Source organism: Actinoplanes regularis, assembly GCF_900188005.1.
GTDB classification, from domain to species: Bacteria; Actinomycetota; Actinomycetes; order Mycobacteriales; family Micromonosporaceae; genus Actinoplanes; species Actinoplanes regularis.
This window is the reverse complement of sequence record NZ_FZNR01000005.1, coordinates 101,516-114,578: the sequence shown is the minus strand read 5'-3', so window position 1 is coordinate 114,578 and position 13,063 is coordinate 101,516. Positions and strand designations below refer to the sequence as shown.

At 67.8% G+C, this 13,063-nt stretch carries 15 protein-coding genes; 7 read left to right on the top strand and 8 right to left on the bottom strand.

Annotated features, from left to right (window positions below; genetic code table 11):
• Positions 1 to 44 precede the first annotated feature (44 nt).
• Positions 45 to 914: a helix-turn-helix domain-containing protein gene (locus tag CHC09_RS15530; protein WP_089293812.1), complete on the top strand. Its 870-nt coding sequence runs from the start codon at positions 45 to 47 to the stop codon at positions 912 to 914.
• Positions 915 to 929: 15 nt separating this feature from the next.
• Here the strand turns inward: CHC09_RS15530 and CHC09_RS15525 are convergent, their stop codons facing one another.
• Positions 930 to 1,796, bottom strand: coding sequence for a hypothetical protein (locus CHC09_RS15525; RefSeq protein WP_143232352.1), 867 nt, complete (start codon positions 1,794 to 1,796; stop codon positions 930 to 932).
• A gap of 371 nt (positions 1,797 to 2,167) precedes the next feature.
• Here CHC09_RS15525 and CHC09_RS15520 point away from each other — a divergent pair, with 371 nt between their 5' ends.
• Both CHC09_RS15520 and CHC09_RS45180 read left to right on the top strand, forming a co-directional pair.
• Entirely contained in the window at positions 2,168 to 2,431 is a 264-nt protein-coding gene (locus tag CHC09_RS15520) for a hypothetical protein (protein WP_143232351.1), read from the top strand.
• Positions 2,432 to 2,535: 104 nt separating this feature from the next.
• Positions 2,536 to 3,078: a hypothetical protein gene (locus CHC09_RS45180; protein WP_143232350.1), complete on the top strand. Its 543-nt coding sequence runs from the start codon at positions 2,536 to 2,538 to the stop codon at positions 3,076 to 3,078.
• Between the two features lie 107 nt (positions 3,079 to 3,185).
• Here the strand turns inward: CHC09_RS45180 and CHC09_RS15510 are convergent, their stop codons facing one another.
• The 3 genes from CHC09_RS15510 to CHC09_RS46300 all read right to left on the bottom strand — a co-directional run bounded on the left by CHC09_RS15510 (position 3,186) and on the right by CHC09_RS46300 (position 4,270).
• The gene (locus CHC09_RS15510; protein WP_203833081.1) at positions 3,186 to 3,680 is read right to left on the bottom strand and encodes a pyridoxamine 5'-phosphate oxidase family protein; all 495 of its coding nucleotides are present in this window, start codon (positions 3,678 to 3,680) and stop codon (positions 3,186 to 3,188) included.
• 80 nt (positions 3,681 to 3,760) lie between these two features.
• Positions 3,761 to 4,108 carry a hypothetical protein gene (locus CHC09_RS15505; protein ID WP_143232349.1) on the bottom strand — a complete coding sequence of 116 codons (348 nt, stop codon included), beginning with the start codon at positions 4,106 to 4,108 and terminating at the stop codon, positions 3,761 to 3,763.
• A 21-nt stretch (positions 4,109 to 4,129) separates the two neighbouring features.
• On the bottom strand, positions 4,130 to 4,270 hold the full coding sequence (locus tag CHC09_RS46300) for a hypothetical protein (RefSeq protein WP_179277115.1): 141 nt from the start codon (positions 4,268 to 4,270) through the stop codon (positions 4,130 to 4,132).
• A 761-nt stretch (positions 4,271 to 5,031) separates the two neighbouring features.
• Between CHC09_RS46300 and CHC09_RS15500 the strand changes: the two genes are divergently transcribed.
• Positions 5,032 to 5,832, top strand: a complete 801-nt coding sequence (locus CHC09_RS15500) for a DUF4253 domain-containing protein (RefSeq protein ID WP_089293806.1) — start codon at positions 5,032 to 5,034, stop codon at positions 5,830 to 5,832.
• A 232-nt stretch (positions 5,833 to 6,064) separates the two neighbouring features.
• Here the strand turns inward: CHC09_RS15500 and CHC09_RS48830 are convergent, their stop codons facing one another.
• The 4 genes from CHC09_RS48830 to CHC09_RS15485 all read right to left on the bottom strand — a co-directional run bounded on the left by CHC09_RS48830 (position 6,065) and on the right by CHC09_RS15485 (position 9,119).
• Positions 6,065 to 6,478: a helix-turn-helix domain-containing protein gene (locus tag CHC09_RS48830; RefSeq protein ID WP_275407866.1), complete on the bottom strand. Its 414-nt coding sequence runs from the start codon at positions 6,476 to 6,478 to the stop codon at positions 6,065 to 6,067.
• A gap of 718 nt (positions 6,479 to 7,196) precedes the next feature.
• Positions 7,197 to 7,985, bottom strand: a complete 789-nt coding sequence (locus CHC09_RS15490; protein WP_089293804.1) for an MIP/aquaporin family protein — start codon at positions 7,983 to 7,985, stop codon at positions 7,197 to 7,199.
• Positions 7,986 to 8,595: 610 nt separating this feature from the next.
• On the bottom strand, positions 8,596 to 8,742 hold the full coding sequence (locus CHC09_RS46295; protein ID WP_179277114.1) for a hypothetical protein: 147 nt from the start codon (positions 8,740 to 8,742) through the stop codon (positions 8,596 to 8,598).
• Between the two features lie 95 nt (positions 8,743 to 8,837).
• Positions 8,838 to 9,119 carry a hypothetical protein gene (locus CHC09_RS15485; RefSeq protein WP_089293803.1) on the bottom strand — a complete coding sequence of 94 codons (282 nt, stop codon included), beginning with the start codon at positions 9,117 to 9,119 and terminating at the stop codon, positions 8,838 to 8,840.
• Positions 9,120 to 9,254: 135 nt separating this feature from the next.
• On the opposite strand from CHC09_RS15485, the gene CHC09_RS15480 reads away from it, so the two are divergent.
• From CHC09_RS15480 to CHC09_RS48420, 3 genes are all read left to right on the top strand, one after another.
• Positions 9,255 to 10,592: a glycoside-pentoside-hexuronide (GPH):cation symporter gene (locus tag CHC09_RS15480; RefSeq protein ID WP_179277113.1), complete on the top strand. Its 1,338-nt coding sequence runs from the start codon at positions 9,255 to 9,257 to the stop codon at positions 10,590 to 10,592.
• Positions 10,593 to 10,758: 166 nt separating this feature from the next.
• A complete protein-coding gene (locus CHC09_RS15470) occupies positions 10,759 to 11,382 on the top strand; it encodes a TetR/AcrR family transcriptional regulator (RefSeq protein WP_089293800.1) in 624 nt (207 codons plus the stop codon).
• Positions 11,383 to 11,537: 155 nt separating this feature from the next.
• Entirely contained in the window at positions 11,538 to 13,025 is a 1,488-nt protein-coding gene (locus tag CHC09_RS48420; protein WP_089293799.1) for a GGDEF domain-containing protein, read from the top strand.
• The last annotated feature ends 38 nt before the right edge of the window (positions 13,026 to 13,063 follow it).

Sequence of the window (13,063 nt, the reverse complement as noted above, 5' to 3'; positions counted from 1 at the left end):
GCAGGGTCATCCTCCCCGGTGCCGGGATCGGCATACTTCTCGCCATGGATGGACACCGCGAACTGGGAAGCTTCCTGAAGTCCCGTCGTGCTCGTGTCAAACCGGCGGACCACGGCCTGACCGGCGGCCGGCGGCGCGTGCCGGGTCTGCGCCGTGAGGAAGTCGCCCAGCTGGCCGGCATCAGCGTGGAGTACTACGTCCGGCTCGAACAGGGCCGGGCCAACCGGCCGTCCGACGAGGTGCTGGCCGCCCTGACCCACGCGCTCGAGCTTGACGACACCGAGCGCCTCCACCTGCAGGACCTGTCCCGCGCGCGGCGCGCCGTGCCACGCGGGCGGACCGCTACCGACACCGCCCGCGCCGAACTCGTCCAGCTCCTGGCGACGTTCGAGGCGGTGCCCGCCCTCCTGATCAATTACCGGTTCGACGTGCTTGCCTGGAACCGGCTGGCCGCCACGCTCTTCTTCGACTTCGAGACAGCCTCCCCCAAGGGCCGCAACCTCGCCCGCTTCGGATTCCTCGATCCGCTCGCGCAGCAGCGCTTCGTCGACTGGTACGACGTCGCCCGCGCCACAGTGGGCCAGTTACGCCTCGCCGCCGGGCGGCACCCGCACGACGAGGGCCTTGCCACCCTGCTGGGCGAGCTCACCATGCGCAGCGAAACCTTCCGCCGCCTGTGGTCCCAGCGCGACGTGCGTGAACGCACCCACGGAGTGAAGCGGTTCCATCATCCGCTGGTGGGCGAGGTCCCGCTGCGCTTCGAGAACTTCAACCTGCCCGACGGCGGGCAGCGCCTGGTCGTGTTCTTCCCCGAGCCCGGCAGCGAAGCGCAGCGTGCCATGCAACTGCTGGCGATGTGGAACGCGCCGGAGGCCATCCGATCGCAGCCGACAGCCCGGCACCCGGAGGGCTAGACAACGGCCCGCCGCTCACGAGGCTCCAGGTACGACGCGCTCCGTACGGCGGATCCACCACCATCCCAGGCCGCCGATCAGGCCCAGCGCGACCCCTAGCACGACCGGCTGGGTTCGGTAGGACAACACCGGCCCGGCCAGCACCTCCTCGACGGGCCACGTGAATCCCAGCCGCACCACGGCGAGGACGGTCATGCCGGCCGCCAGCAGCACAACCACGCGGGACCGAACTCTCGGGTCCACGGCCAGAACTGTCATGCCCATCAGGATCCCCACCGCCACGACCGTGACCCAGAAGATCGTCAGGTACGAACTCGAGTCGATCGAAGCGATCGCAACGAACCCGGCATCGATCGGCTCTTCGACCGACGGCGGGTCTGGCGAGCCGTAGTAATCCCACAGCAGAGGCTCCACCGCCGCGGTCAACCCGATCACCCCCGCGGTTGCCGCCAGCAGTCGACGACCGCGAGGCCCGAGGTGATGGGCCACGGCACCGAGCGGGCCGGCGACGCTCAACAACAACGCGACGACCACGGAGACCAGCACCGGCCACCATCTCGGATCGTGAAGCACGCCGTCACTCAGACCGTCGTTGGCGACGCGATCGACAACGGCGAACTCGAACACCACGCCGGCCCAGACGGCCGGCACTGCCAGGACCCGCCGCCGCGGCACCACGGCGGCGGCAATCGCCACCCAGACGGCCGCCCGCAACCACATCGGGACCGGCACGGCGAAAGGCGAACCCGGGGCGCGCACCGCGAACACCGCCTCGAAGAGGATCGGGCGCAGCGAGGCAACGGCCTGGACGACGACGCCGGCCATCGCCAGAGCGGCCGCAGCCGCGCGCCACCGGCCGGAATCCTCTGGGAAACCCGTCACGAAATAGCCTCCCACCTGCAGAAACGAGCCGCTCACGATAGCACCGGGCCGCGCCGGCGATGTAGCTTGGTGGCGGGAATTGGGCCGGCGATTTCGCGATCCTGCACTTCATACTGGGCACTCGGAGGCGATGCCGGGCAGGCGGTCTCCACAGGGCCGCAGCTCGCGGCTGAGCGCCCGACGTGGTTCTTCGTCACTGACCTATGGGGTATCGGGTTGCTCTGCGTGGCCGGGATGACCATGGCGCTTGAACTGCCGCGAAGCCGCCTGCGTGGCACCCGGAGAATCCTGGTCGAGGCAGCCCGGGCGCCCTGGACTGCCGCGGAAGAAGCGCCAGCACCCTTGAAGTGGCCTCTGCGACAATGGCGCGCGTGGTGGATGAGACAGTGGCTCGGTTGCCGATTCACAATCACGGCAGTGAACTGCTCGAAGTGGTGCTCGAGCCGTACGGTCGTGACTACCACCTTCGGTCCGATGAGACACTGATCGTTCACACTGCGGGCACCACGCGGGAAAGCGAACCGTTCGGCGTCGACTTTCACCCTGACTTCATCCAGGTGCACTTCAACGGCGCCGTCGGGTGGGTCACCGGCCCTGACGGCAATGAGCTCGACTGTGGCCACCAGCGACCCTGACTGCACGCCGGCGTATTCGACACCGGTCAGCGGGTGTGTGGTTCTGACGCTCCCGTGGCCCCACCCGGACGGGGCGGATTCAGGCGGTCCTCGCAACACTGCTGGTGAACGACTACAACCCTGAGCCTAGCGAGTACGGTCGCAGCGCCATCAGCGACGGGTCGATAGTGGCCCGCTGGGCGCGCGGATCGCGGCAGATCCAGTTGCCGATGTCAAGCGTTCGGCGGCCACCGAACGGTATGTACGACACCATGAATGGCGTGCCGTTTCGCCCGCCGCCTGGCCGTGCCGAACCGGATCCTCGCCTGGACCCTTACCGAGAGCGAGCCGGTTTACTCTCCGCCGAGGGCGATGACTTTGGGATCATCTACCTTCGCATAGAAACTTGCTGGTGGCAGACCGGCGGACGACTCTGGTGGCGCAGATGGTCCGAACCGCGTGAGCAGGTACACGGATATATCGTGCTTACCTCCGGCGGATTCGATGACTTTGTCGAGGATGCGGACACCATCGCCGACGAACTCGACAGCTGGCAAGACGGCCGGTTTCCCTATCGCGATGAAGTCCTGCAAGTCCGATGGCTCGACGACGAGGGATCGCGTCATGCGCGGGTTGCCACATTCGGCCTGGACGAGCCGGAAACCTGAACTTGCCGTGCAAGCGGCTCGCGGCAAATCCGCGCATGGGCATGAGGATGCATTTCCCGGTTTGACGGAGTGGATTGGGCAGGCGAGTCCGTCCGTCGAGGCAGCGGTCAGGAGGACGCTGCCGCGGGAGAGGGGAAGGTGAACCGAGTGGCGTCGCTCGGGAAGCTGAACCAGGCAAGGGCCCGCCGTGGGGTGAGCACCCGCAGACCACCGCCGTCGACCCCGGCCCAGGCGTCAGCGGCCGGCTGATACCCGAGGTCGTGGTATTTCACGAACGCCTCAGCCAGCCGAGTGCCGAGTGTCGCGACTGGTGCCTGGGTCGCCGTAGAGGTCCCCTCGACGATCACGGCCTCAGTGCCGCTCTCCAGGTGCAGTACGCACGCCGAGTTGCCCACCAGGTTCCTGACGTGTCGGGTGGTGGGGGCGCCGTCATACCAGAAACGGTGATCGAGCCACACGCCCCAGCGGGGTACCACGTGCGGGGTCCCGTCGGGCCGGACGGTGGCCAGCCAGTAGGCGGTGGCCGTCACCAGTCTGGCTTCCACATCCGCCCAGGCCAGCATGCCATCGTCGGTGGTCGGCAGACCGTAGCCGGCCGGCATGGCCGGTCGGCTACGGTGGGGAGCATTCATGGGTTGCGTCACCCCGGCACCATACGTCCCCGCTCCGACATTCTGAGACCTCACGGGCGACTCAGCAGGCCGCATGCTCGACCACGCGCCACAGCCGGGACAGCCTGAATTCCCCACTGCCCGGACTGGTTGCCGAGGCGCCGTCGGACAGCCGGACTTCCCGGCGACGGCATCCGCGTGGTGTCCCCTTCCGCAGTGATCGGGTATCTGGACGCTTCCCGCCGCCGCACCGCGACGTAGTCGCGCACCGTCGAGTACGACAGATCACCGGCCGCGTTCTCCGCGACCAACCGCGCCAGCACCCGGCGCACCGTATGGCGCGGCTTGCGCGGCGCGGTCAGATCCGCCGTCAACATCGCGTCGATCGATGCCTTGAACGGCTCCAGCCTCGGCGCCACCGGCACTCTTGCCTTCCGCGCCTACGGCGGCTCCGCCGAATCGACCGCCTGCCGCACCACCCGCCGATGCACCCCATACCGCTCCGCGAGGCCACGAAGCGAGACGCCCCGCCGGTAGTCCCGGCGAATCGCCTCGGACAGCTCCACACGCGAACGGGCCATCCGACAGCCTCTCCACTACAGAGAGTCGATCCTCCCAGTTCCCCGCGCGGTGGGGCCAAATCAAGCTGGCACAAATTCCGATTCACTCGACCAGTGGGGCCACTTCAAGCCGGGCGGATTCTGGCGGTCGTCGCAACACTCCAGCTGAGCAGCTTCGAGGCTGAGTTTAGCGATGCGGCCACAGCACCCTCGTCGACGGGCCATCGCCGGCTCGCCAGACGCGCGGATCGCAGCAGATCCGTATGTCGATAGAGCGAGTGGAGTTGCTACCGGCATAGCCAGACGCCGTCTCCGTCGTGTCGGGTAACCTCCCCACCCGGCCGCCGAACGTAGACTGCTGCGCCGGCAACCCAGACATGCTCACCGGGATGAAAGAGTAACGGGTGCGGCAGCTCGACTGCCCAGTCACCGGCCTCCACCATGGTCACAATGGTCAGCCGTGTCACCAGTAACGGATCGGTTCGGACAACTCCGCTGGAGTCATCGCCGCGGCCAAGCTGCATCTGCACGCGCTGAGGCTACCGGCGCACGAATAGCCCAAAACGCAGAGCTTGGTCCCCAGCCGTCCCCGCGAACGGGGGAAAAACGGATGCCTCACCGCGCCGTCACACCTTGTAGTGCGCGGATCGCGGCAGAGTCGGATGCTGGTGCGGCGACTTCCGGCTGCGGTTACGTGACCTGCTCGACCAGGCCTGGCGTATCGGCTGGCTTCCGGTCTCCGCGCTCTTGATCGCCGGACCACCCGCGTAGGCTGCGGCACCGTGGAGAGTGTGCTGAGCCGGTTGTCCAAGATCCAGCGGGCCGAGACGGTGACTGGTGTGCCACTGGTGAGCGGCTCGTTCCCACCCGGTGAGCACGACCGGGTCTGGCGGGCCCTGCGCGCGGAGCACAGCCGCACCGGTCTCTGGCCGGTGCTCGGCTCGACAGCTCACGGCGCCGCCGAGTGCTCGTATGCCTGGACCTCCGTGGGGCCCCAGGGCGCCGAACTGCTCGCCCTGACCCGGCGAATCGACCCCGCCGAGCGGATGGCGCTGATCGTTCGATCCGTCTGGGAAGACTGCGTCAAGGGCATGGAGCCGACGGACCCGTTCTACCTCGAGTTCGAGGCCGACTTCGACCCGGTCCGCGTCGCCGCAGCGGTCGGCGACCTCGGCGAGACACCGGCCCGGAACTCCGGCGGCACCGACTGGGTGTACCCGCCCACCGACGTGCTGCTCGTGCCGGCTGCGGCCGGGCACGAGGTCCTGGCCCTGGTCCCCGCCGAGATCATCGCGATCATCAACAACTGGAGCGGCGGCCCGTCCCACCCTGATCTCGAGTACATGGACCACATCCTCGTCCTGCAGTACTGGGAGCGGCGATGGGGCGCCCAGCTCTACGGCCGGGTCGAGGGCACGCTGGAGCTCGCCGTCGAGCGCCCGCCAAGCGACCCGCTTTCCGCCGCGGTCTGCGCGATCGAACAGTCCGCCTACTGCTACGACCTGGCGCAAACTCTCGGCGACGTGCGCGACGTGGCCAGTCGGCAGGCGCCGGCCTCGCGCTGGACGTTCTGGTGGGATTGACCTAGGTCATCCGTGCCCTGTGGACGGCAGCCGATCCGATCCAGCGAGATCACGGCGCTCTCCAGGACACGTGCGATTCCAATAGCCTGCCCCAACGGGATCGCGACGATCCGTCGGGCGTCCTCAGCTTCCATGGCCCAGGACATCACAGGAACCAGCAGCATAATCGAGTGTCCGCTCATCGGATCAGTAAATGTGATCATGAGGCTCCGGCGAGCAATCGGGTGAACCGTTAGGCAGGGGTGTCCCAACCGAGGATCTTGTGCGGACGGTTGTTGAGTTCGGCGGCCACCGCGGCCAGGTCCTCGGCGGTGTGCACGCTGAGGTCGCTGCTCTTCGGGAAGTCTTGGCGGAGCAGGCCGCTGGTGTTTTCGTTGTTGCAATTGATCTCCCGGCTGATTGTGGATGGCGCTCGGTCCAGCAGCGCGGCGATGGCCCGGATTGAGCTGCCGGCCCGGCGCTCATCGGCGATGGTGATGCGCTCGTCCTCGAACAGGTAGCGGGTCGAGACGGCCCGCTTCGGTGCAGCGATCGGCGGGTAGATCCTGGGCTCGCCGTCCGCGCTGTTGATGGTCCGGCCGTATCGCCAGCGGGTGCCGGTGCGACGGTTGATCCCGACCTCCCGGCAGGCCGCCGAGTTGTTCATGCCCTGCGCCATGAGGCGAAGGTAGTGATCACGTTTCGCTTGCTCCGGACCGGCACCTGGTGGCTTACGCGGACGCCGGGGCTTTGGCACGGCAACTCCTGAACGGGGTCAGGTGTTGCGACGACCGCTCGAACCTAAACCGTCCGGGTGGGGCCACGGGAGAGCGTCAGAACCAAACCGCCGAACCCGCACCCTGATCAACACTTTTGTTCTTTGCCAACGAAGTGTGTCCGCGCCAATGAAGAGCGGGCGACGTGGGGTTCTTGCCAGTGAACTCTGTCCGTCGAGATGCCCTGCCGCGCAGGTCAAGGGCGTCTCGGATTTACCCTGGGTAACACTCCGGCCGTGCTGCTGGCGTCTGGACATGCCGAAAGTAATGCTTACGCCGTGATTCGAGTGGAGGGTGAGAGACCTTCGCCGTTCGCCTGTCGCAGCAGGTGGGCAGGAGCTGAGGGCAGCCTGGTCCAGGGCTTTGCCTGGGAGGGCGCAGCAGCCCTGACAAAACCGGGACGTGTCAGTACTGCCAGATGATGCGGGTTCGGTGGGCGAACTGGAGAGGACTACGCGAGGAACCGGCGTTTTACGTCCTTTAACCCCGGCACCGGCTCAAATTTGGTGTGGATATGGGCCGGGCGCGGTGCGCACCGCGCCCGGCAGAGCCGGGTGGTGAAGCATCGTCCGGCGCGTCGACCGCGGCCTGCGCTGGTGTCACGTGGTGTCAGCGATCGCCGTGCGACAGTTCTGGGAATACAGGGCCGCGGGGGCTGTCGGCTCGCCGTTCTGGCAGCCCCTGAAAGGCCATGGTGAGCGACTCGAGGCCGGTGGTTATGTCGGCCAGCTGTGTTTCCAGGTCCGTTTCCGGGGCCACGACCTCGGCGATGTCGTCCGGGTTCAGTGCCCGGAACACCAGTCCGGCGAGGGCGCCTGCGGCGAGTTGGACGGCGAGGTAGAGCGCCACCAGGCCCCAATTCAGCAGGCCGGCGGTGGCGGCACCGACGGTGACGGCCGGGTTGAATGCGCCACCGGAGACGCCGCCGACCGCCAACGCGCCGGCTAGGACCGTGCCCCCGATGGCGAGGCCGTAGAACGAGTTGCCCGACGTTTCTTTGCTGGTAGCCACGTTCAGCACCACGTAGGCGAGGGCGAAGGTCAGCAGGAGTTCCGCCGTGGCGGCCGCGGAGAGTGCCCTGCCGCTCGCGGTGAACGCCGGCGCGGCGGCGTGGTCGACGACGATATACCGGGCGACGACGGCACCACCAAGGGCTCCGAGGATCTGGGCGGTCCAGTAGGCCGGGACGTTGCGCCAGGGGAGCCGATTGCGTACGGCCACGGCGATCGTGACTGCCGGGTTGTAGTGCGCGCCTGAGAGGTGCCCACCCGCGTAGACCATGACCGCCAACACGGCCGCGATGGCGAACGGTGCGGCACCGGTGGCGAGCAGGCCAGTGGTGGTGATGACGAACATCAGGAAGAACGTGCCGATGGCCTCGGCAGCATAGCGACGCATTGCGACTCCTGAAGTGGTTTGTGCGCGATTGGCCCGAGTCGGCAACAGGGCAGGCAGCGCGCCCGTTCGTCAAGCCGATACCGTGCTGTCGTCGAGCGAACGGTCCGTTTTGGTGGACTCCTTGCCGGTTATTTCATTTTGCAGCTCGGCCGGGACTGTGGTGTCCCGTTCCTCGAACCCGCGCCCTGTCCCGTACCGACGAAGACTTCGAAACCCTTGGGGTCAGATCTGTGCTGAAGACTGGACGATTTCGATGGATGCGGATCCTCACCAACCCGCGGGGCGCCAAGTGGCGGCGTATGGCTTTGCTGCCTTGCGGTTCCTCGCGCGCGGTGGGACGAGCTGTGCCGGTGGCGTCGACACGAATGGTCACGATTGCTCCGTAATGAGCGAATCACGGCATGTCCGGATGTCGAATCGCGGTCGCCAGTGGGGTCGGTTGAAGCCGCCGGCGTTGGCAGCATGGGCGCGTGATCAACTGTCCGTGTGCAGCGCTATGCCGGCTCTTCGAAGGAGTAACCGCATCTGCCGCGAGTCGCGCGCCAGGAACTTCTCCAACCCGTAGCTCAGCGTAGTCATCGCAGGTTTTGTTGCCCTTGGCGTTGATCCATCAAGTCACAACGTCGCTCGCCACCGGGCGCGGCCCGCTTCGCCGGCAGCAGGTGAAGTGGATCACCACCCTGTCCTCGGTGACCTCGACCTGCTCGAGCTCGACCTCGCTGAGATGAGGCAGAAGCACCGTCAGGTCAAGATCCACGACCCCGAGAAGCTACACAGTGGACAAGAGCAGGCCTCGACGGGGCCGCCTCGGCTCCCTAAATGTGGGCCAGAACCCAGCGGAGACCGTCAGAATCAGGTGTGCGCCCGGAGGCGGTCGCGTACCGCTGCCAGGCGGACGCTGATCGCCTCGTCGATCCAGATGAAGTCGACGGCCAGCCCACCCCGGATGATGCGGTCGCCGTCGAGCAGCAAGTCGATGCGGTGCAGTAGTTCGTGGTCGGGGCCGGCGAGATCGGCGAGCAGTTCCGCGGTGTCGGCGACGCCGTAGAAGTCGCGGACGAGCAGCGCGCGCAAGCTGGGCAGGACCTCGGCGGTGTCGCCGGTGGCGGCCACGACCACGAGCGCCGCGAGCACCTGTTGTGCCCGCTCGGCATAGGTGGACGGGCACTCACCGGTGAGGCGTGCGAGGCGCCGAAACTCGGGCTCCGGAAAATGTCACACGTGTGTTATTTTTCTGGCCGCTGCGTGACAGTCATAGCGGAGGCGATCGTGACAGTGAGCTGGCGGACCAAGCTCGCCTACGGGTGGGGAAGCCTGGGCAACAACATCCTGTACGGCTTCGTCGCGACGTATCTCGCGCTCTTCTACACCGACGTGCTCGGCATCGCCGCCGCGGCGGCGGCAATGCTGTTCCTCGTCGTACGGGTGGTCGACGCCCTGTTCGACCCGATCATGGGCATGCTCGTGGACCGCACGACGTCGCGGTGGGGCCGGTTCCGGCCGTACCTGCTGTTCACGCCGCCGGTACTGGCGCTTCTCACGGTGATCGCGTTCTCGGTCCCGCGGCTGGACCACTCGACGACCCTCGTGCTGGCGTATGTGACGTACCTGCTGTGGGGTATCTCGTTCTCGGCGATGGACGTGCCGTACTGGTCGATGTCGGCGGCGCTCACGCTCGACACCCGGGAGCGAACGTCGCTCGTGATGGTCCCCCGCACGCTGGCCAGCATCGGCTTCATCGGCGTGAACATCGTGACGCTGCCGCTGGTCACCGCGCTCTCCTTCGGCGCCGGCGCGCAACAGGGGTGGCGCAACGTCGCGGTCCTCTACGCGCTGACGGCCGTCGCGCTGACCTGGATCACCTTCGCCCGGGTGCGTGAACGCGAGGACTACGTACCGTCGCCGCGGTACGAGGCGGTGGAGATGCTGCGCCTGTTCCTGCGCAACAGGCCGCTGCAACTGCTGCTGGCCGCCATGCTGATGACCGAGATCGCCTTCACCGTACGCAGCATCATCCCGGCCTACTACCTGCGGTACAACTTCGACGCCGAGGCTCTGGTGCCGGTGTTCGTCGGCGTCTTCGCCGTCACCACGATCGCCGGTTCGCTGCTGAGCCCGGTCGCCGCACGGCTCTGGGGCAAACGTCAGGCCGCCCTGGCCGGGCTCGCCGTCACCACGATCACGGCGGTCGGCTCCTGGCTCACCGGGTACCAGTCGCTCCCGCCGATGATGGCCTGGATCGCGGTGACCGGAATCGGCTACGGCGTCACCAACATCACGCTGCTGTCGATGCTCGCCGACACCGTGGAGTTCGGCCACTGGCGGACCGGCCGCCGTACGGAAGGGCTGGTCTTCTCCAGCAACATCTTCAAGACCAAGGTCGCCTCGGCGCTGGGCGCGTCGCTGGGCCTCGCGCTACTGGCCGCCTTCGGGTACGTGGCCGGAGCGCGACAGAGCACCACGACGCTCGACGGCCTGCACGCGACGATGACGATCGTTCCCGGGGTGATCGGCGCCCTCGCCGCGATCCCGCTGATCTGGTATCGACTGGACGAACAGCGCCACGCAGAGCTGGTTCGTGAGCTGGAGGAACAGTCCGTCGGGTGACCGGCCCGATGCGGCGTGCGGGCTACCCCGGGTCGGCGCCGCCGGGCTCGTAGAGTACTGCCGAGTCGGCGCCGACGTCGCCATCAGGTGGGAGGACCCAGTGCAACGCGCCCTGAAGCGCACCATGTCGTCGAGGCGCGGCAGCGGACGGGTGGTCGGCTGAGCCGTGGGCGTACGAGAGAGAAGGCGCGAAGCGCTGATCGCGGCCGCGCATGAGCTCTTCCTCGATCGCGGCGTCGAACACGTCACGATCGACGACATCGCCGACCGGTGCAACGTCACCCGGCGCACCGTCTACCGCTACTTCGCCACTCGCGAGCAGGTCGCCCTCGCCGTCGAGGTCAACGTCCTGCAAGGATGGGCGCGCATGCTGGACCAGCGCAGCGCCGATTGGCAAGGCACCGGCGCCGACCGTCTCCGCGCCGCGCTCGCCGACATCGAGCAGCTCATGGACGACATCGCCGACGAAGTCCGGTTCACCCGCGTGTTCGACGCCCAACCGGCGGGCGACGACGACACCGACCTCGGCGTGCAGTTCCGGGCCACCGTCCGTGACCTGCTCAGGCCGATCGTGGAGATCCTCCGCGACGGCGAGCGCGACGGCACCCTGACCCTGACCTCGTCACCCGAACTGACCGCCTCCACCCTGACCAACGCCTACCTGGGCCTCGCCCAACGGGTCTACGGCATGGGTGACCGTCTCGCCGATGAGCAGGGAGTCGAGCCACGCCGGATGCTGACCGAGCTCGCCCGGCTCTACGTGGCGGGGCTCAGTAGCACCAGGCCGTGACGCCCGGGGCGCCGTGTCAGGCGGTCCCCCGGCGTCACCGCAGGACAGGTCGGACTACAGGCTGCAGGCACGTGTTCCAGGCTCTTGGCGAGCTCTCCGCCTCGAGGGCGACCATTCGGCTCAACCGCGGACCCCGGGTGCCGACAGGAACCGGCATGACCAGGCGCGGCGTATGGGCCCTCATCCTGCTGAGCGTCGTCGTGTTCCTGGTGCGGGCGTTCGTCCTCGGTCCGGTCTCCGGTCACTTGCTGTACTTCGCGTTCGTCGTACCGCTCTGTGGGGTGGCGTGGTGGGCTGCGCTGCGCCCGCGCCGGGACAACGCCCGGCAGGTGTGGGGTCTGCTCGCACTGACGCTGAACCTGACCGTCGCCGGTGACTGCGTCCAGGCGTGGCAGCACTACTTCGGTGAGGTCCCGGTGGTCGGGCTCGCCGACGTGCTGTGGCTGATTTCGTACGCGCCGCAGATCACCGCCATGGCGATGATGGCCCGCCGGCGAGGAGCCGGCCAGCTGAGCGCGGTGACCCTGGACGCGCTGACCATGACGACCGCGGCGGCCCTGGGCTCGTACCTCTTCTTCATCGAACCGCTGTTCGCCGATGGGGGAACGACCCTGCTCGAGACGATCGTTCCGGCCGCCTATCCGATATGCGACGTGCTCTTGCTGGCCGCCGTCCTGGTTCTGCTGTTCACACCGGGGCGCCGTGGGGCGCCGGTTCTTCTGCAACTGGCCTCGGCCGGCCTGGGCTTGACAGCGAACGTCGCCTTCAACCTCCTGCCGAGTGTGGGTGCGGACGAGTGGGTGGGCCTGGTCTCCAACCTGGCGGTGGTGGGACTCGTGCTGATGGCCGCCGTCGTCCTGCATCCCGACCGGGGGGAGCTGACGGTGGCCGGCGCCCAGTTGAGCCGGATGCACCCCGCGCGGCTGGTCTTTCTCGGCGTCGCCCTGCTCACCGCTCCGGTTCTGGGCACCGTACGGACCGATCTGCACACCGGCGAACGAATCGCCGTACTGGTCGCCACCGCCGTGTGCTCGGCCCTGGTACTGATCCGGTTCATGATCGCCGTACGGGAGCAGGAACGCGGCCGGGCACAACTGGCCGTCCAGGCTCGGCTCGACCCGTTGACCGGGCTGGCGAATCGTACGGTCCTCGGTGAGATCCTCGGCAGCGGTGGACCCGCCGTACTGCTCTATCTCGATCTGGACGGCTTCAAGGCGGTCAACGACCTGCACGGGCACGAAGCCGGAGACGCCGTGCTGACCGCGATCGCGGCACGAATCTCGACCGCGGTCCGGGCGGACGATCTCGTCGCGCGGATCGGCGGCGACGAGTTCGTGGTCGCCTGCCCTGGCGCGTCCATGGCCGAAGGAACCGATCTCGCCGAGCGGATCCTGCGCGCCGTGGCGCCGCCGGTGCCGTTCGCCGGGGAACGCCTGGTGGTCGGCGCGAGCGTGGGCATCGCGATGCACGACGGAGGGGCCGGGGGCTCGACGGGGGCACTGCGCGCCGCCGACGAGGCGATGTATCAGGCCAAGCGGCTCGGGCGTGGGCGCTGGGTACTGGCCGGAACCGGCCCTTCGGCGCCGGCCGCGCCCGACCTCGAGCCAGTCGGCGGGCGACACGACCTGGCCGTACGTCCATAGATCACCGGCTGACCGTGACCGCCTGCCTGCGCACGCCG